Source organism: Kitasatospora sp. NPDC086791, from assembly GCF_040685975.1.
Taxonomy (GTDB): Bacteria; Actinomycetota; Actinomycetes; order Streptomycetales; family Streptomycetaceae; genus Kitasatospora.
The window spans coordinates 496788-515096 of record NZ_JBFBOC010000001.1; the positions used below are offsets into that span (position 1 = coordinate 496788).

Annotated in this window: 19 protein-coding genes; 10 read left to right on the forward strand and 9 right to left on the reverse strand. The window is 73.7% G+C overall.

Going from position 1 to position 18309, the window contains the following annotated elements; all coding sequences use genetic code 11:
* Nucleotides 1–15 precede the first annotated feature (15 nt).
* The 3 genes from AB0Q99_RS01900 (at nt 16) to manA (ending at nt 5518) form a co-directional block, all read left to right on the forward strand.
* A complete protein-coding gene (locus AB0Q99_RS01900; protein WP_363567433.1) occupies nt 16–3060 on the forward strand; it encodes a glycoside hydrolase family 38 C-terminal domain-containing protein in 3045 nt (1014 codons plus the stop codon).
* Nucleotides 3061–3219: 159 nt separating this feature from the next.
* The gene (locus AB0Q99_RS01905) at nt 3220–4152 is read left to right on the forward strand and encodes an ROK family protein (RefSeq protein ID WP_363567435.1); all 933 of its coding nucleotides are present in this window, start codon (nt 3220–3222) and stop codon (nt 4150–4152) included.
* Nucleotides 4153–4267: 115 nt separating this feature from the next.
* Nucleotides 4268–5518 (forward strand): mannose-6-phosphate isomerase, class I, encoded by a 1251-nt coding sequence (gene manA / locus AB0Q99_RS01910; protein WP_363567437.1) that lies wholly within the window; start codon nt 4268–4270, stop codon nt 5516–5518.
* 30 nt (nt 5519–5548) lie between these two features.
* On the opposite strand, the gene AB0Q99_RS01915 is transcribed toward manA, so the two are convergent.
* From AB0Q99_RS01915 to AB0Q99_RS01945, 7 genes are all read right to left on the reverse strand, one after another.
* A complete protein-coding gene (locus tag AB0Q99_RS01915) occupies nt 5549–5944 on the reverse strand; it encodes a DUF2267 domain-containing protein (protein WP_363567439.1) in 396 nt (131 codons plus the stop codon).
* A 184-nt stretch (nt 5945–6128) separates the two neighbouring features.
* Nucleotides 6129–6686: a thioesterase family protein gene (locus AB0Q99_RS01920; RefSeq protein ID WP_363567441.1), complete on the reverse strand. Its 558-nt coding sequence runs from the start codon at nt 6684–6686 to the stop codon at nt 6129–6131.
* Nucleotides 6683–6994 carry a hypothetical protein gene (locus tag AB0Q99_RS01925; RefSeq protein ID WP_363567442.1) on the reverse strand — a complete coding sequence of 104 codons (312 nt, stop codon included), beginning with the start codon at nt 6992–6994 and terminating at the stop codon, nt 6683–6685. Before AB0Q99_RS01925 ends, AB0Q99_RS01920 begins: the two co-directional genes overlap by 4 nt.
* A gap of 264 nt (nt 6995–7258) precedes the next feature.
* Nucleotides 7259–8236, reverse strand: coding sequence for a DUF6528 family protein (locus AB0Q99_RS01930; RefSeq protein ID WP_363567444.1), 978 nt, complete (start codon nt 8234–8236; stop codon nt 7259–7261).
* An 89-nt stretch (nt 8237–8325) separates the two neighbouring features.
* Entirely contained in the window at nt 8326–9714 is a 1389-nt protein-coding gene (locus tag AB0Q99_RS01935) for an FAD-binding oxidoreductase (protein ID WP_363567446.1), read from the reverse strand.
* A 106-nt stretch (nt 9715–9820) separates the two neighbouring features.
* Nucleotides 9821–10312, reverse strand: a complete 492-nt coding sequence (locus AB0Q99_RS01940; RefSeq protein WP_363567448.1) for a flavoprotein — start codon at nt 10310–10312, stop codon at nt 9821–9823.
* Nucleotides 10313–10330: 18 nt separating this feature from the next.
* Entirely contained in the window at nt 10331–10798 is a 468-nt protein-coding gene (locus AB0Q99_RS01945; RefSeq protein WP_363567450.1) for an ATP-binding protein, read from the reverse strand.
* Nucleotides 10799–11013: 215 nt separating this feature from the next.
* Here AB0Q99_RS01945 and AB0Q99_RS01950 point away from each other — a divergent pair, with 215 nt between their 5' ends.
* The 4 genes from AB0Q99_RS01950 to AB0Q99_RS01965 all read left to right on the forward strand — a co-directional run bounded on the left by AB0Q99_RS01950 (nt 11014) and on the right by AB0Q99_RS01965 (nt 14545).
* Entirely contained in the window at nt 11014–12276 is a 1263-nt protein-coding gene (locus tag AB0Q99_RS01950; RefSeq protein ID WP_363567452.1) for an XRE family transcriptional regulator, read from the forward strand.
* Nucleotides 12273–12803, forward strand: a complete 531-nt coding sequence (locus tag AB0Q99_RS01955) for an NUDIX hydrolase (protein WP_363567454.1) — start codon at nt 12273–12275, stop codon at nt 12801–12803. Before AB0Q99_RS01950 ends, AB0Q99_RS01955 begins: the two co-directional genes overlap by 4 nt.
* A gap of 15 nt (nt 12804–12818) precedes the next feature.
* The gene (locus tag AB0Q99_RS01960; protein ID WP_363567456.1) at nt 12819–13175 is read left to right on the forward strand and encodes a hypothetical protein; all 357 of its coding nucleotides are present in this window, start codon (nt 12819–12821) and stop codon (nt 13173–13175) included.
* Nucleotides 13176–13321: 146 nt separating this feature from the next.
* Nucleotides 13322–14545, forward strand: coding sequence for a GNAT family N-acetyltransferase (locus tag AB0Q99_RS01965; RefSeq protein ID WP_363567457.1), 1224 nt, complete (start codon nt 13322–13324; stop codon nt 14543–14545).
* Between the two features lie 274 nt (nt 14546–14819).
* Here the strand turns inward: AB0Q99_RS01965 and AB0Q99_RS01970 are convergent, their stop codons facing one another.
* The gene (locus AB0Q99_RS01970; RefSeq protein ID WP_363567459.1) at nt 14820–15305 is read right to left on the reverse strand and encodes a cysteine/serine endopeptidase inhibitor; all 486 of its coding nucleotides are present in this window, start codon (nt 15303–15305) and stop codon (nt 14820–14822) included.
* Nucleotides 15306–15629: 324 nt separating this feature from the next.
* Between AB0Q99_RS01970 and AB0Q99_RS01975 the strand changes: the two genes are divergently transcribed.
* From AB0Q99_RS01975 to AB0Q99_RS01985, 3 genes are all read left to right on the forward strand, one after another.
* Nucleotides 15630–15842: a hypothetical protein gene (locus tag AB0Q99_RS01975; RefSeq protein ID WP_363567461.1), complete on the forward strand. Its 213-nt coding sequence runs from the start codon at nt 15630–15632 to the stop codon at nt 15840–15842.
* A gap of 99 nt (nt 15843–15941) precedes the next feature.
* Complete coding sequence (locus AB0Q99_RS01980) at nt 15942–16613, forward strand: 4'-phosphopantetheinyl transferase superfamily protein (RefSeq protein WP_363567463.1); 672 nt, start codon at nt 15942–15944, stop codon at nt 16611–16613.
* Between the two features lie 94 nt (nt 16614–16707).
* The gene (locus AB0Q99_RS01985; RefSeq protein ID WP_363567464.1) at nt 16708–17091 is read left to right on the forward strand and encodes a barstar family protein; all 384 of its coding nucleotides are present in this window, start codon (nt 16708–16710) and stop codon (nt 17089–17091) included.
* A gap of 80 nt (nt 17092–17171) precedes the next feature.
* Here the strand turns inward: AB0Q99_RS01985 and AB0Q99_RS01990 are convergent, their stop codons facing one another.
* Nucleotides 17172–18110: a polysaccharide deacetylase family protein gene (locus AB0Q99_RS01990; protein WP_363567466.1), complete on the reverse strand. Its 939-nt coding sequence runs from the start codon at nt 18108–18110 to the stop codon at nt 17172–17174.
* Between the last annotated feature and the right edge of the window lie 199 nt (nt 18111–18309).

The window sequence follows — 18309 nt, forward strand, 5'->3', positions numbered from 1 at the left end:
ACGGAGCCCGCTGCCATGCACGATGACCGCACCCTGGTCGAGTCCCGCCTCAAGCGCGTCCTGGACGAGCGCATCCGCCCGGCCGTGTACCCCGAGTCCGTCCCACTGGAGGTCGGCATCTGGACGGCTCCGGACGAGCCCGTCCCGGTGGCCGAGGGCCTGGCCGCGCCGCGCACCCCGATCGCGGTCGGCGACGCCTGGGGCGCGCCCTGGGGCACCAGTTGGATCACCGTGACCGGTACGGTGCCCGCCGCCTGGGCCGGCCGCACCGTCGAGGCGCTGATCGACCTCGGTTTCGACGCCAACATGCCCGGTTTCCAGTGCGAGGGCCTGGTCTACCGCCCGGACGGCACCCCGGTGAAGGGCCTCAACCCGCAGAACCAGTGGGTGCGGATCGCCGCGCCGGCGGCCGGCGGCGAGCAGGTGCTGCTGCACGTCGAGGCCGCCGCCAACCCGGTCATCCTGGACTACCACCCCTTCCTGCCGACCGAGTTGGGCGACAAGGAGACGGCCGGCGACCGGCCGCAGTACCGGCTGGCCCGGATGGACCTCGCCGTCTTCGACGAGACGGTGTGGCAGCTGGTGCTGGACCTGGAGGTGCTCGGCGAGCTGATGGCCGAGCTGCCGGTGGACGGCGCCCGCCGCTGGGAGCTGCTGCGCGCGATCGAGCGGGCCCTGGACGCGGTGGACCTGCAGGACGTCAACGGGACGGCCGCGCGGGCCCGTTCGGAGCTGGCCGGGGTACTGGCCGCGCCCGCCGTGCCGTCCGCGCACCGGATCAGCGCGATCGGCCACGCGCACATCGACTCGGCCTGGCTGTGGCCGCTGCGCGAGACCGTCCGCAAGGTGGCCCGCACCACCGCCAACATGACCGCGCTGCTGGAGGACGAGCCGGACTTCCTCTACACCATGTCCCAGGCACAGCAGTTCGCCTGGATCAAGGAGCACCGCCCCGAGGTGTACGCGCGGGTCCGGAAGGCGGTGGCCGAGGGACGGTTCGTCCCGGCGGGCGGCATGTGGGTCGAGTCCGACACCAACATGCCGAGTTCGGAGGCGATGGCCCGGCAGTTCGTGCACGGCAAGCGGTTCTTCCTGGACGAGTTCGGGGTGGAGAACCACGAGGCCTGGCTGCCGGACACCTTCGGCTTCACCGGCGGCCTGCCGCAGATCATCCGCAACGCCGGCTCCAGGTGGCTGCTGACGCAGAAGATCTCGTGGAGCCAGGTGAACAAGTTCCCGCACCACACCTTCCTCTGGGAGGGCATCGACGGCACCCGGATCTTCACCCACTTCCCGCCCGTGGACACCTACAACTGCTCGATGAAGGGCAGCGAGATCGCCCACGCGGCACGGAACTTCAAGGACAAGGGAGTGGCCCGACACTCGCTCGCCCCGACCGGCTGGGGCGACGGCGGCGGCGGCACGACCCGCGAGATGGTCGCCAAGGCGGCCCGGATGAAGGACCTGGAGGGCTCGGCCACCGTCCGTTGGGAGAAGCCGGCCGAGTTCTTCGCCAAGGCCGAGGCCGAGTACCCGAACCCGCCGGTCTGGGTCGGCGAGCTCTACCTGGAGCTGCACCGGGCCACCCTGACCAGCCAGGCGAAGACCAAGCAGGGCAACCGGCACAGCGAGAACCTGCTGCGCGAGGCCGAACTCTGGTGCGCCACGGCCTCGTTGCGCACCGGCGCGGAGTACCCGTACGAGCAGCTGGACCGGATCTGGAAGACCGTGCTGCTGCACCAGTTCCACGACATCCTGCCCGGCTCGTCCATCGCCTGGGTCCACCGCGAGGCCGAGGCGACCTACGCGGCGCTGGCCGGGGAGCTGCGGGACCTGATCGGGCAGGCCCAACGCGCCCTCGCCGGCGATCCCTCCGGCGGACGCGAGCTGGTGTTCAACGCGGCGCCGCACGCGCGCTCCGCCGTCGCGGCGGGCGGGGCCTCCGTGGTGGCTCCACCGGCGGAGGGCTGCACGCTGGCCGAGCGCCCCGAGGGCGGCTACCTCCTGCGCAACGGCCTGCTGGACGTCGTGGTGGACGCCGACGGCCTGGTGGCCTCGGCGGTCGAGGTCGCGAGCGGCCGGGAGACCGTCGCCCCCGGCACCCGCGCCAACCTGCTCCAGCTGCACCCCGACTTCCCCAACATGTGGGACGCCTGGGACGTCGACCAGTTCTACCGCAACACCGTCACCGACCTGACCGACCTGGACTCGCTCACCGTCCTCTCGGAGACGGCCGAGCAGGTCTCCGTCCGGGTCGTGCGCTCCTTCGGCTCCTCCACCGCCGTCCAGACGCTCACCCTGCGGGCGGGCGAGCAGCGGCTGGACCTCGAGACCCTGGTGGACTGGCACGAGACCGAGAAGTTCCTCAAGGCCGCGTTCCCCCTCGACCTCCACACCGACCGCTACGCCGCCGAGACCCAGTTCGGCCACCTCTACCGGCCCACCCACACCAACACCAGCTGGGACGCCGCCAAGTTCGAGGCCTGCAACCACCGCTTCGTCCACCTCGACGAGCCCGGCTGGGGCGTCGCCCTGGTCACCGCCTCCACCTACGGCCACGACGTCACCCGCACGGTGCGCGACACCGATGGCGGCACCACCACCACGGTCCGCTTCTCGCTGCTGCGCGCCCCGCGCTTCCCCGACCCGAAGACCGACCAGGGCCTGCACCGGTTCCGGCACGCCCTCGTCCCGGGCGCGGCGATCGGCGACGCCGTCCGCGAGGGCTACCGGATCGGCCTGCCCGAGCGGCGGGTCACCGGCAGCGCCGAGCGGGTCGCGCCGCTGGTGGAGCTGGACCACGACGCGCTGGTGGTGAGCGCCGTCAAGCTCGCCGACGACCGCAGCGGGGACCTGATCGTCCGCGTCTACGAGGCGGGCGGCGGCCGCGCCCGGGGCCGGCTGACCACCTCCTTCCCGCTGGCCGACGCCGTCCCCTGCGACCTGCTGGAGCGGCCCTGGGACGGCACCCGCGGCGAGGTGGTGGTGGAGGACGGCGCGGTGCGCCTCGCGCTGCGCCCGTTCGAGCTGGTCACCCTACGGCTGCGGAGCGCCGGCTAGGGCCTGCGCCGCGCGCCGTCCGGCTGCTCCGTCCACGCTGTGCGGCTGTTCTGCGCACACGTCCGGCCTGCTCTGCGTAGGCGTACGCCTGCCCTACGCTGTGCGGCGCCCCGGCCTTCACCGGCCGGGGCGCCACCCCCTACCCCTCTGGAGCCCTCCGTGCCTTCCACCCCGCTGTTCGCCGCCGTCGACGTCGGCGGCACCAAGATCGCCGGAGCGCTGGTCGACGGCGACGGACGGCTGCGGCACCGGCTCCAGGTGCCCACCCCGGCGACGGAACCGGGCGCGGCCGTGCTCGCGGTCGTGCACGAGGTGCTGGACCGGCTCGCCGGCACGCCCGACTGGGCCGCCGTGACGGCCGTCGGGATCGGCAGCGCCGGCCCGGTCGACCTCGCCGACGGCACCGTCAGCCCGGTCAACATCCCCGGCTGGCGCGGCTTCCCGCTGGTCGCCCGGGTCGCCGCCCACCCGGCGGTGGCCGCCCGCGCGCTGCCCGTCCGCCTCGCCGGGGACGGTGTCGCGATGGCCGCCGCCGAGCACTGGCAGGGCGCGGCCCGGGACGCCGCCGACGCGCTCTGCCTGGTGGTGTCGACCGGCGTCGGCGCCGGGCTGGTGCTCGACGGCGCGGTGCGGCCCGGCCCCAGCGGCAACGCCGGGCACCTCGGCCACATCTCCGTCGACCTGGACGGCGAGCCCTGCCCGTGCGGCTCGCGCGGCTGCCTCGAGGGCCTGGCCAGCGGCACCGCGATCGCCCGCCGCGCGCTCGCCGAAGGCTGGCGGCCCGACGGCGGGGACCGCTCGGCCCGCGCCGTCGCCGCCTCCGCCGCCGCGGGCGACCGGGTCGCGCTCGCCTCCTTCGACCGCGCCGCGCAGGCCCTGGCCGCCGGGATCGCCGCCACGGCCGCCCTGGTGGACCTCGATCGGGTGGTCGTCGGCGGCGGCGTCGCCTCCGCCGGGGACGTGCTGTTCGTCCCGCTCGCCCGCCACCTGGACCGCTACGCCACCCTCCCGTACCTCCGCGGCCTCGACGTGCGCCGCGCCGAACTCGGCACCGACGCCGGGCTGATCGGCGCCGCCGCGCTCTGCCGCTGAGCCACCGGGGTGGTCGGACCGCCCCGGCCGTCGATCACCCCCGATCACCCCCGATCACCCCTGATCACCCCGGCCGCTGGACCATTCCCGCCCGAACCTCCCCGGAGCCACCCGCATGCCGCCGTTCGCCCTGCTGCACAACCCGGTCCGCCGGTACGCCTGGGGCTCGCCCACCGCCCTCCCCGCGCTCACCGGCACCGAGCCGGACGGCACCCCGCAGGCCGAACTGTGGATGGGCGCGCACCCGTCGGCGCCGTCGTCCGTGTCCGGCCCCGACGGCCCGCGGCCGCTGGACGAGCTGATCGCCGCGGACCCGGACGCCCTGCTCGGTCCGGACACCGTACGGCGGTTCGGCCCTCGGCTGCCGTTCCTGTTCAAGGTGCTGGCCGCCGACCGGGCGCTCTCCCTGCAGGTCCACCCGACCCGCGCGCAGGCCGAGGCCGGGTACGCGGCGGAGGAGGCCCGGGGCGTCCCGTCGGACGCGCCGGAGCGGGTCTTCAAGGACCGCGGGCACAAACCGGAACTCCTCTGCGCGCTGGGCGAGTTCGAGGCCCTGTGCGGCTTCCGCCCGACCGCCGACGCGGCCGGGCTGCTGGAGCTGCTCGACCTGCCGCTGCTGGCGCCGTGGGCGGCGGCACTGCGCGCCCGGCCCTCCGCCGAGGTCCTGCCGGCACTGCTGCGGAGCACGCTCGCCGCCGACCGCCCCGCCTCAGCCGAACTCGCCTCCGTAGCAAGGGCATTGACTCACGCGGCGGCGACGGGCGGCCGGTACGCGGAGGCCTGCGCCGCCTACGCCCGCATCGCCGGCCAGTACCCGGGCGACCCCGGACTGATCGCCGCGCTGCTGCTCAACCACGTCCGGCTCACCGCCGGGCAGGCGCTGTACCTGGGCGCCGGGGTGCCGCACGCCTATCTCCGGGGCCTGGGCGTGGAGTTGATGGCCAACTCGGACAGCGTGCTGCGCTGCGGCCTCACCCCCAAGCACATCGACGTCGACGGCCTGCTGGCGGTCACCTCCTTCCGCCCCGGCGCGCCCGACCTGCTCGCCCCGCACCCGATCGACGGCGGCCCCACCGGCACCGCCGGCGGCGACTACTCCGAGCAGGAATTCCCCTCCCCCGCCGAGGAGTTCAGGCTCTCCCGCCTACGCCCCGGCGCCACCGCCGCCCGGATCGACCTCCCCACCCCGCAGATCCTGCTCTGCGTCTCCGGGCGGGCCCGGCTGCGCGCGCCCGACGGCGCCGAACTCACGCTTCCGGCGGGGGCGTCCGCCTACCTGCGCCCGGGCGCCGGACCGGTCGGGCTGACCGGCCCGGGCGCGGAGCTGTTCCGGGCCACCACCGGACGGCCGCACACCGCCCGGTAACGGCCGACCGGCGGCGGCCGACCGGACCGCTCAGGCCGACGCGGGATGCCCGAACAGCAGGTCGTAACCGTCCGGAAGCTGCTCGACCAGCCGGTCGATCAGCTCCCCGGGGACCAGGTCGCAGACCGTGCTGAGCACCGCCCCGATGTCCCACTGCGCCGTCGCGGGGGTCGCCCCGTCGATCCACCCGACCACGCCCTGGACGAAGCGCTCGGCGGTCAGCGGCTCGGCGGCGGGCCTCGCGTCCCGCAGCAGCGGGGCGTACGTCCCGGGCAGCGCCTCGGCGAGCTCGATCCGCTCCGACCCCACCAGGTGCTCGCCGAGCAGGGCGAGCACGATCCGGGTGGCGTGGTCCGCCTCCGCCTCCCCCCGGTACTCGCCGCGCTCCACGACGCGTGCGAGGAAGTCCTCCCAGGAGATGGTCATCGCGTCCTCCTTCCGGTCGGCGGGATCCGGCAGGACCGACGGCGCTCGGCGCCCGGGCCAGGGGGAGGTGTCATGGCAGCCCGCGACCACCGTGGGACGTACCGGTGCCCGTGCTGCTCAGCGTAACGCGGCCCGGCGCCCCGGGAACCGGCCCGCTCTCCTCGGGCCCGGCCTCGGCTCGCCCTCAGCCCGCCGAGGCGCGACACCGCCGGCGCGGCCGCCGCGAGGACGGGACCCCGCCGCCCGCGACCCCGGCCGGCACGCGCTGTGCCGGCGCCGTCGCCGTCGCGGTGGCCAGGGCGCCGCCCTCGGCGCGCGCGGCGTCCGGCATAAACGTCGAGAGAAAGCGCCGCTCGTTCGGGCTCAGGGTGCGCGAACGGCCGGATTCGCGGTCCCGTGCGACCACCACGGTCCGCGCCCGCATAAACGTGAGCCGATCCCGGCAGACATTCACCTCGACATGTGCGGAACTCCGCCCGAGCCGGGCCACGGTGAGTCGTACCGACAATGGCTCGGGCCGGTGGTGCAACTGTTCCAGATAATCGATCTCGTGCCGCGCGATAATGAATCCGGACGGGAACAGCGATTCCCGGACGGCGGTCGCGTGGTGGCGGAACAGGTCGTAAATCCCCTCCTGGACGTAGCCGACCAGCCGGACGTTGTTGATGTGCCCGTTCTCGTCGACGTCGCTCCACCGGGTGGGGCAGGCCAGCACGTGCGCGCCCAGGTGCACCGCGCTCACTGCTGCGTCAGCCCGGCGCCGGCCCCCGCGGGGAGCAGCGCGCGCTGCAACCTGGCGTAGTACGCGGAGTGTTCGGCCGCCATCCGGGCCGCGGTCCACCCCTCCTCGGCGGCCTCCGCGGCCGCCTGGACGACCAGGCTGTCGAGCACCGCGTCCACCGAGCGGCACAACTCGGCGACCGCCGCGAGCCGCTCGGTCACGTCCGAGCCGCCGGGCGCGTTCCGGGACGGGAACGCCGCCAGCGAATCCACCGCGAGCTGCAGGTCGTCGAGAGTTTCCGGCAGGTTTTCCGAAGGGGAATTCCCCATGTTTTTCTCCAGGACTCTATCGGCCTTTACGGCCCGGTAACCAGCGTTCGAATACACCGGATCGGTGTCGACCCCCCGACGCCTTCGACGCTATCCCAGTCGACGGGGGTCGGCAGATGGTTTTCGGACCGCGACGGGAAACTGACTTCCATTGGAGTAGTTTGCCGGGGTACACAATATGCCCCATCAGCCGAACGCTGTCCGCAATTCGGGTGGTATCGCCGACTCGACGCCCAAGATCAACTAGCCGGCGGCGCGGATCTGCTAGTGGCCGCCCCAGGCCCCGCCCCACCAGCGCGCCTTGTACAGCTGCGTCCCGCGCAAGGTCCGGGCGCCCTCCGGCCGGTGCAGGGTGAGCACCGAGGTGCACCAGGCGCACGGACCGGCGGGGTCGGGGGTCACGGTGAGCAGGCGGCCGGTCCGGCCGGGTTCGTCGCCGACGCTCTTCACGTCCCGCTCGGCGGCCGGATCGGCCAGGTGGACCGGGGTGAAACGGTCGGCCGCCGGGTCGTAGGTCCACAGGCCGGCCGAGGTGCTCACCCAGAACCGCCCGGGCGCCGCCAGCACCGGCGCCAGGTCGTGGCCGCCCGGGCCGGGCAGCGGGGTGCTCCGGACCGCCGTGAGGGTGGGCGCGGCCGGGGTGCCGCCGACCCGCAGCGCGGTCAGCGCGGAGTCGCCGAGCACCCGGAGCAGGCCGCTCCGCCCGTCCCAGTGCACGCCGTGCGCGCCGGCCAGCGGGAACTCCGCGAACGCGGCGGCGCGCGGGCCCTGCGAGGCCGCGTACAGCCGGACCCAGCCGCCCGCGCTCGCCACCACGGCGACGTTGCCGTCCGGCAGCAGCTCGATGCTGTGCGGATTGACGGCCGCCCCCAGGTCCTCCGCCCAGTGGATCCGGCCGGTGACGGTCTCCACCACGGCGGCGAGCCCGCCGGAGGCCGTCGTCAGCAGGTAGCGGCGGCCCTGCCGGACCCGGCTCTTCACCTCGTCCGGGTTCGTCCAGCTGCGTGCCGGGGCGAGGTCCGCCAGCTCGGGCGCCCGGTCGGCGCTCCAGCTCCAGACCACCGGCAGCCGGTCCGGGCCCCGGTAGGCCATCAGCTCCTCGGCGCTCTGCAGCACCAGCACCCGGCGGGACGCCTGGTCCGCCACGGCGACCTGCCAACCGGGCCGCCGGGCCGCCGCACGGCCCGCGGGCGCGCACAGCAGCAGGGCGAGGCACAGGGCCGACAGCGATCTCCGCAGCACACCCCCACCGTCCGCGCCGCGGACCGGATCCGCCTGCCGGCGGGTCCGAACGGTCGTGCGCCGACCCGAGCCGTCCGGGCCGGCGGCGGCTACCGGCCGGAGACCAGGTCCGCGACCCGGGCGATCGGCGAGGTGGTCGCCCGTCCGGCCGCCTCCTGCCGGTCGGCGGCGTGGTACGCGGCGTACATCGCGTGCACCCCCAGCCAGCGCAGCGGCTCCGGCTCCCACCGCCGTACGGTGTGGCCCACCCACGGCAGCCCGGTCAGCTCGCTGTCCCGCCCCAGCACCAGGTCGCACAGGGTCCGCCCGGCCAGGTTGGTCGTGGTCACCCCGCTGCCGACGTACCCGCCCGCCCAGCCGAGGCCGCTCAGCCGGTCCAACTCGACGGTGGCGCACCAGTCCCGGGGGACGCCGAGGACCCCGGCCCAGGCGTGGTCGATCCGGGCCTGCGCGGCGGCCGGGAAGAAGTCGTCCAGGATCGCGCGGAGCTGGCGCACCGTCTCCACTTGGGTGGACCCGTCCGAGTCCGTCCGTGAGCCGAACCGGTACGGGACGCCGCGGCCGCCGAGCGCGATCCGGTCGTCGGCGGTGCGCTGCGCGTACATGTAGGCGTGCGCGAAGTCGCCCAGCACCTCGCGGCCCTGCCAGCCCGCGTCCGCCCAGAACCCGGCGGGCAGCGGCTCGGTGGCGACCATCGCCGAGTTCATCGGCAGCCAGGTGCGGCGCTCCCCGCGCAGCCCGGCGGTGAAGCCCTCGGTGGCGCGCAGCACGTGGTCGGCCGTGACGGTGCCGGACGCGGTGACGGCCCGCGGCCTGCGGTGGGCGTCTCCGGGGAGGATCGCGGTGACCGCCGTCCCCTCGTACACCTCCACCCCGAGGTCCCGCACGACCCGGGCCAGGCCGCGCACGAGCTTCGCCGGCTGGATCCGCGCACCGTGCCGGGACCAGGAGCCGCCGAGGACGCCGGCGACGCCGACCCGCTCGCTCGCCTCCTTCGCGCCCAGCAGCTCGACGCGGTCTTCCCCGAATCCGCGCTCGGCCTCGACGAAGGCCCGCAGCCGCTCCAACTGCGGCTTGCTGCGGGCGACTTCGAGCACACCACCGCGGACGATGTCCGCCTCGATCCCTTCGGCGGCGGTGACGTCCACCACCTCCCCGACGGCCTCGTCCATCGCCCGCTGCATCGCCGCCGCGCGCTGCCGCCCGTACCGCTTGGCGAAGGCGGCGCGCCCCGCGAAGCCGTTGTACAGCCAGCCGCCGTTGCGCCCGGAGGCACCGTAGCCGCAGAAGCGCTGTTCCAGCAGGACGATCCGCAGCGAGGGGTCGGCCCGCTTCAGGTAGTAGGCCGTCCAGAGGCCGGTGTACCCGCCCCCGACGACGCAGACGTCGGCGTCCCGGTCCCCCGGCAGCCCGGGGCCGGGCTCCGGCACCCCGTCCGCCGCGTACCAGAACGACACCTCGCCGTTGACCGCCACCACCGGAAACCTCCCGCACCATCGCTGACCTGCCCGGACGCTACCCCGGAGGATCGGCGCGGACCACCCCTCACACTGCCAGGATCACCGCGCCGGGCCAGCCACCCTGTCAGTCCCGCAACAGCTCCAGGGCGCGGGTCCAGTCGTAGGAGTCCGGCACGAAGCCGGCGATGCGCACCCCCATCCGCCGCAGCTTCGCCAGGCTCTCACCGTAGGCGGGGTGCGCCGCCTGCGCGGCGCTCAGGCACGGCTGGACGGCCACCGGGACGCCCCAGCCGTACGACTCGCAGAGGATGCCGAGCGCGAGCGTGTCCGAGATGCCCAGGGCCCACTTGTTGATCGTGTTGAAGGTGGCGGGCGAGACCACGATCGCGTCCGGATCGGGCAGCGGCCGGGGATCCCCCGGCTTCCGCCAAGCGGACCGGATCGGATACCCGGTCCGCGAAACGATCGCCTCGACGTCGATGAACCCCATGGCCTGCGGAGTCGCCACCACCCCCACCTCCCACCCGTCGGCCTGCGCGGACGAGATCAACTCCCCCACCCCACCCGCGACTCCCGCCGCACACACCACGACGTACAGCATCGGTTTCCCGGTCATCCCGGCACTCCCCTCGGCTCACCGCCGGCTCACCACAAGATCGGCATGAACCACCTTCCCAAACGCCTCCACCGCCGCACCCCAACGCCCCTTCGTCAGCTCGTGGATCAGCGCCAGCCCCCGATGCCCCTCCTCGTCCTCCCCCGCGACCATCAGCACCGGCACCGCCCGGGACACGTCCCGCACCGCCACCCGCACCGTCCGGTCGGTGGCCCGACGGATCGTGACGGTCATCCTGGTGAGACACCCGGTCTTGACCGCGTTCGTCACCAACTCGCTGACGATCAGCTCCGCCACCTCGATCAGCTCCGGCAACTCCCACTCCGCCAGCTTCTCCCGCACCAACCGACGGGCCGCAGAAGCCGACCCGGGAAGGTACGGCAGCATTGCGGTGGCGGGAAAGGGATGCCGGACCAGTTGCTCGGCAGGCAACTGCTGCAGGTGACAGTCGGTCTTTGGGTGCTTCGCCCCGGCGGGTCGGCTCATCGCGGACTACTCCTCAGTGAGGTCGAGGGCCTCGACGCTCAAGACCCCCTGCCTGGCAGCCGCTCCATCCCTGGATACACACCGGATCCGAGCGGTTCGCCGCAACCCAACCCGCTGCCGACCCGCTCAGGGGACTCCGATCCGGTGACTCCGCGCCGGAGTCACCGCACTCTGTGTGGCCGTAGGATCGGACCCGACACTCAAGGAGGCGAGTAGTGAACCGTCATCCGGACCCGCGTCAGATCATTGCGGGCCTCCTCGACGACCAGCGCTTCCTGACAGCGTGCGCGGCACGCGACATCGGCGCCGTGTTCCGGCTCCTGAAGTCCCGTGGCGTCAGCACTCGCCGCTTGGCCGCAGCCGCCGACATCACGCAGGGGCGGCTTTACGAGTACATGAACGGCAAGACCCGTGTGGAAAAGCTTGCACTGTTCGAGCAGATCTCCGATGCATTCCACATCCCCGGTCTCCTGTTGGGCCTCGCTCGGCGGCCTTGGGAGCCGCGAGTCTCCACATCCAGGCCACTGGTGGCCACGCCTCCCTGCCCATCGGCCGACCATGACCTCGCGACCATGCAGGCCTTCCGCGCCGCAGACCGTGAAACCGGAGGCGGTCGACTCTATTCGGCAGTACTCCGCCATCTGTCCACGAACGTGGCCCCCAGGCTGGTCGACATCGGCAGCAGTTCCCAGGTGTTCGCCACTGCCTCGGCGCTCACCGAGATGGCCGGGTGGATGGCACACGACTCCGGCCGTGACTCACTCGCCGCAACCCATTTCACCCGCGCGTTCACGCTCGCCCACGCGGCAGGCGACCTGCCGCTGGCCGCTCACATCGCCGCCAGTACAAGCCACCTGGCACTCCAGAACGGCGATCCGTCCCTCGCCTCGCACTGGGCCGCTCTCGGCATCGATCTGGCCCGCCGGGGCCCTCACCTGCCGAGCCTGGCGGCCCGGCTGCACGCCATGCTCGCCAGGGCGATCGCGGCCTCCGGCCAATGCGGACCGGCCATCCGCTCACTCGATCGTGCCGAAGCAGCCCTCACCGCCCCGGCCGACGAGTCGCATCCGTGGCTGAGCCCGTTCGACCACGCCACTCTCGCCGGCGATTCCGCGCTGATCTTCGCCGACCTCGGACGGCACACCGACGCCCTCAACCGCGCCGAACAGGCCGTGGCCCTCCGCGAGGAGGGCCGCACGCGTTCGCTGGCCTTCAGCCGGATCGCACTTGCCCGTACCCACGTCCAGTGCGGCGATCTGGACGCCGCGGTCTCGGTCGGCACCGACCTGCTCGCCACCAGCCCCACCCTCGGATCCGTACGGGTCGTCAACCAACTCGATGACCTGGCCGAACTCCTCGGCAGGCACTGCGGCTACAGCCCCGTACAGGAATACCTGGCACGATTCGGTGAAGCGAGCCGGACCCGCGTACTCCTGCTCGCCGACATCATCCCGGAGCCGCGAGGAGGTTCATCGTGAGGCCCGTACCCACCGACGCCGAAGCCCGGAACGCCTACCTCGCCGAGGGCAACGCGAAGCAGGCCCGCAAGCGGGTCTCAGCCGACGTCGTCCTGCGCGACGAGCGCGACCGCGTCCTCACCGTCAACCCGACCTACAAGGACGGCTGGGACCTGCCCGGCGGTATGGCGGAGGCCGACGAACCGCCCGACCGGGCCGCCGTCCGCGAGCTGCACGAAGAACTCGGCCTCGCCATCACCGTCCACGGCCTGCTCGTCGTGGACTGGGTGGCCCCGCACGGGCCTTGGGACGACCAGCTCGCCTTCATCTTCGACGCAGGCACCCTCTCCCCCGCCCTCGCGGCGGCACTCCGCCCGCATGACGACGAACTCTCCGAAGCCCTCTTCCTCCCGGCCCTCGAAGCCGCCGCCCGCCTCCGCCCCCGCCAGCGCACCCGCTTTCGGGCTGCTCTCGGCGCGCTCGCCGACGGGCGCGTGCGGTACCTGCGGGACGGCCTGGAGCCATCGCAGTTCCGAGCAGTCGACTGACCGAAGGACCATGACATGACCGAGGACGGCCGGATCTTCCGTGAGGCGTGGATCGCCGGGGTGCGCAAGCACTTCCCCGGGGAGCCGAAGCCCGGCTACATCGCCCCCTGGAACGACACCCCGGACTGGGAACGCGCTTCGGCGGCCGCCGTGTTCGGGCAGGTCCGCGACTTCGTCGCGGTCAGCGCCGGCAGCACCGCCAAGCTCACCCGCGAACAGAAGGGCCGCTTCGTCGCGATCTGCTGGATCGCCCAGATCCACAAGCACATCGACGCCCCCAAACCCGCCTATGTCGCCGACTGGGACGCCCTCCCCACGTGGCAGCAGGAGACCGACGCCGACATCTTCGAAGCCATCGAACGCCGGGCCTGATCCGCTCCTCCCTCCTCACTCCGGCCGCCCCGGCCACCCCGACGGCGGCGGTAAATCGTTTGACCCCGCAGCCCGGCGACGGTGCACTGTGCCGGGGCACCGCGAACGCCGTGGTGCCGGTGGGTAGCCAGGGGGCAGTAGCAGCGATGGAGATCCGTTCCACGACCGACCAGGACCTCGGGGTCTTCGTCGACACGCTCCACGCCGCGTTCGCGCGCTTCCCCGGGGCCCCGGCCGAGGACGGCAGCGGGGTGTTCTGGTCGGCGTTCGAGATGGACCGCGCCCTGCTCGCCGTCACACCGGAAGGCAAGCCGGTGGGCACCGCCGGTGCGTACTCCTTCGAGCTCACCCTGCCCGGCGCGGCCGTCGTCCCGGTCCCCGGGATCACGGCCGTGGGCGTCCTGCCTTCGCACCGGCGCCGGGGTGTGCTCACCGCGATGATGCGGCATCAGCTCGCCGAGCTGCGGGGGCGCGGGGAGTTCCTCTCGGTGCTGCTGGCCTCGGAGGCCACGATCTACGGCAGGTTCGGGTACGGCCCGGCCACGTACACGCGGCGGCTCACGGTGCCGCGCCACCGGGCGGCCCTCGCCGCCCCCCGGGCGCGCGGGGCTGCGGAGGCCGTGGCGGCCGGTTCGGTCGAGGTGCTGCGGCGGTCCGAGTGCGGCGAGACCCTGGAGGAGGTCTACGACCGGTACCGCCGTACCCAGCCCGGTGCGCTGTCCCGGCCGCACCGGTGGTGGGCCTCCGGCGCCGGGCAGCCTCCGATCGCTCCGGCGCCGCGCTACATCGCCGTGCACCGCGCTGCGGACGGCACCCCGGACGGGTACGCCAGCTACTCGCTCGACGAGCCCGACTCCCTGGTGGTTGACGAGACCATCGCCGCCGACGACGCGGTGTACACGGCCCTGGCCGGGTTCCTGCTCGGCCACGACCTGGTGTCGGAGGTCGTGTTCAAGCACTTCCCGCCGGAGCACCCGCTGCGCTGGCAGCTGGCGGACTTCAATGCCGGCCAGTTGAGCAAGAGCACCGACTGGCTCTGGGTGCGGATCCTGGACGTCCCGCGCGCGCTGACCGCGCGCGGCTGGTACGGCGACGGGGAGCTGGTGCTCGACGTGGACGACCCGTTCCTCGGTGAGCGGAACCGGTACCTGCTGACCGTCCGGAACGGCGAGGCCGACTGCGTTCCCACCGACCGGGAGCCGGATCTGTCCCTGGACGTCAGGGACTTGGGCTCGGTCTACCTCGGCGGGACCACCCCGAGCACGCTGGTGCGCGCCGGTCACGTCCTGGCCCACCGCCCGGACGCGGCAGCGCTCGCCGACGCCCTCTTCCGGGCCGAGCGCCCGCCGCACTGCCTGCACTGGTTCTGATCCGGCGCACCGGCAGCGGCCGTTGTGACCGTGACGGCCATGACGGCCGCTGCGGCCGGGGCGGAGCTCACGCGTGGGCGCTGCTCCGCCCGCCGGCCGGGGACCGGTCGGTGGCGCAGCGGCGTGCACGATCGACGCTAGTCCGGGCAGTCGACGGAACCGCGCGTTCCGTGTCACCGGACTGCTACGCCCGGACGAGGCCGCACCACCGGCCGCGCCCGCCCGCGCCCGAAGGACGGCGGGGCGGGCACGGCCCGTGTCACCTCGACCGACGTCAGCCGATGGTGGACCCGGTGATCGGCGCGGAGAGCTCGACGGTCTCGCCCTTCAGGCCGGCCTTGACGAACTGCCAGGTGAGGCCGCTGATGACGCCCTTGTCCAGCGGGGCCAGCTTGGCGAAGGCCGGCTGGCTGAGGTCGATGTGGGTCGAATCGCAGGAAGGACACTGGTCCTTGACCGGGACGGTGATGGTCTTGCCCTGGTAGGTCACCTTGACCGAAATGCCCTTGCAGACCGGGTCGTTGTTCGGGTTCGCGGCGGTCCACCAGGTGTGCGAGACGGCGACCAGCATCTGCGACGAGGCGTTGATCTGGGTGCCGCAGGCACCGTAGCCCGAGTCGGTGTAGTAGGTGGCCTTGCCGGTCATGGGCTTGTTGATCGGGATCGCGGCGCTGGCGGTGCCGGCCGTGAAGGCGAGGAGAGCGGCTGCGGCGAGCGGGGCGCCCGCGAGGATCCTGAGGTTCTTGCCGATGGCGCGCATGGTTCGTTCCCTCCGGTTGCAGTGCCGTGCCGGCACGACGTGCCGGCCATGAGCCAGGGGGCATGGGCATGACAGACGGAAGTCGCCACGCCCACACGGCGGTTCGGCGATCGGCGACTTCGACACCCACCCCTGCGAAGGGAACGTATGTGCTCGTCCTCGGCGTGGTCCAGACCTCAATGATGTTGGCATGAACACAAGGCAAGGATCTTTACGAATGCCGCCGAAGGGGCGAAGATGCGTGACCGGCCCGACACGGAGGGTGTTGACAGACCGTCACCCCTTGGCTGTCCGGCACGCGCCCACCCCCGGAGGTCCCGTCACATGCGCACCGCTCTCGCCGCCCTGCTCCTCGGCGCCGCCCTCGTCCCGGCCGTCGCCGCACCCGCGAACGCGGCGACCCTCCCGACCGTCACCCCCGCGCTCCGCGTGGTGAACCAGGGCTACAGCATCCCGGTCGGCGGCGTGACCGACCTCGGCGCACTGCCCGTCCTCGGCAGCCTCGGGCTGGACTTCGCCCGGCTCCTCGGACAGTGACCGGCGGCAGTCCCCGTTCCGCCCACCGGGATCCCCCCCGTCGGGTTACCCTCGTCCCGCGCGGCGACGACTCCGCGCGGGACGACCGAGGGGGAACGGGTGATCGGGGACCTGCTGCCGGACTTCGTGGCGACCGAGGTGGCGTACGACGACCCCCCGGAGGCCCGGCTGGAGCCGGCGGAGGAGGCGGTGCTCGCCCGGGCCGTCGACAAGCGGCGCCGAGAGTTCACCACCGTCCGGCACTGCGCCCGCGCCGCCCTCGCCCGGCTCGACGTCCCCTACCGCCCGCTCGTCCCGGGTCTGCGCGGCGCGCCGAGCTGGCCGGACGGCGTGGTCGGCAGCATGACCCACTGCGACGGCTTCCGCGCGGCGGCCGTGGCCCGGGCCGGCATCCCCGCCTCCGTCGGCACCCTCGCCTCCGTCGGCATCGACGCCGAGCCCGCGCTGCCGCTGCCGGAGGGCGTCCTGGAGGCCGTCGCGCTGCCCGTCGAACAGAAGCGCCTCGCCGACCTGGCCGCCACGCACCCGCACACCCCGTGGGACCGCCTGCTGTTCAGCGCCAAGGAGTCGGTGTACAAGGCGTGGTTCCCGCTGACCGGGATCTTCCTGGACTTCAGCGAGGCCGAACTGGACCTCTCCCCCGACGGCACCTTCACCGCTCTGCTGCTGGTCCCCGGCCCGGTGGTCGGCGGGCGGCAGCTCGACGGCTTCGACGGGCGCTGGGCCGTCCGGAACGGACTGCTCGCCACCGCCATCGCCGTGCACCCGTAACGCCCGCCGCCATAGGGCCCCTTTCGGACACCCGCCGCTTCCCGCCGCACCCGCCGCCTCCCCGGGCGGGCGGTGCGGGCATATCCTCGACCCCGTGACGGTGACGTATGTGATCGACGGCGGCAGGATCGGCACCCTGGAGGACTTCTGGGACGCCGTCGGGCGGGAGATCGGCGTCGACGGCTACTTCGGCCGCAACCTCGACGCCTTCGCCGACTGCCTGCGCGGCGGCTACGGCACCCCCGACGACGGGGACTGGGTCATCGAGTGGCGTGACCACGCGGTCTCCCGGCGCAAGCTCGGCTACCCGGAGACGGTCCGCCAGCTGGAGCTGCGACTGGGCCGCTGTCACCCGACCAACCGCGAGCAGGTCACCGCCGAGCTGGCCGCCGCCCGGGCGGGGAAGGGGCCGACGGTCTTCGACTGGCTGGTCCGGATCATCGAGGACGAGCACCCGGGCGGCCTCCGGCTCGCCTGACGCCACCGGGCGGAAGGACGGCCGTCCGTCGGCACGGCCGTCCGCCACCCGGGCGACGCCGGTGCTGCCGCACGTCGGTGCTACAGCACGTCGGAGAGCCGGACGAACCGCCGCCCCGCCGCCAGCATCCTCGGCACCGCGGCCGCCACCCCCGGGGCGGTGCCGCCGCCCGGGTGGTTCATGTGGCCGATCACGATCGCGCCCGCCGGGGCCGACCCGACCTCCTGCCGCACCTGGGAGGCGCTGAGCGTCGCACCGCCGTCCCCGTTCACGGTGAAGCCGGCCACCCGCTCGCCCAGGTCGGCGACCACCCGGGTGGCCACGTCGTCGTAGTGCGCGGTGCCGGAGCGGAAGAACCGGGGCGGGTACCCGAGCAGCCCGGTGAGCTTCCGCGCGTTGCCCGCGACCTCGTCGTAGACCTCGCCGACGTCCCGGGTGCCGACGATGCCGTAGGCGGAGCGGCCGGTGACCGAGAGCGGACGGTGGACGGTCCCGTGGTTGCCGATCTCGAACAGCGGGTCGGCGGCGAGCTGCTCGAACTCGTCCGGGTTGGCGTCGATCCAGCGGGCGTTCAGGAAGAGCGTGGCCGGGACGGCGTTCGCCCGCAGGAAGTCGATCAGCTCGGCGTCGTAGCCGTTGCCGCCGGGGCCGCCGCAGGCGTCGAAGGTGAGTGCGGTCGCGCTCTCGCCCTCGGGCAGCTCGGTGATCACCCCGGCGACTTCCAGACCCCAGTCCGTCGGGGCGACGGCGTCGTACCGGTCCACCACCTCGGCCCGGCTCGGCTCCTTCACCCGGGCCGGAGTCGGCGCGGGGGTGGCCGCGGGGGTCGACACGGCGGTGGGCTCGGCGGTGGGCTCGGCGGTCGCGGTGTCCGTCGGCCCGGCGGTCGAGGCCGCCCCGGATATGCCGGACGCCGTCGCGGCCGCCGTCCCGGCCCCGGGGACCGCCGAGGAGGCCGCCCCGGCGAGCGACGTCGACGCCGCCTCCGTCCGGCACCCCGCCAGCACACCGCCGGCCATTACCACGAGCAGCGCCCGCCGAGTCACCGCCACGCCTGCCTCCGATCCATCTGCACCCGAATCAACTGATTACATGACTATGAACCGACCATTCGTCACTCCCCGCAACTCGCCCCCGGCCCCCGCCCCGCTCCTCTTCACCGACCCGCCCCGGCTCCGTGGGCCCCGCCTCACTCCCGACTCACCCCCGGTTCACCCT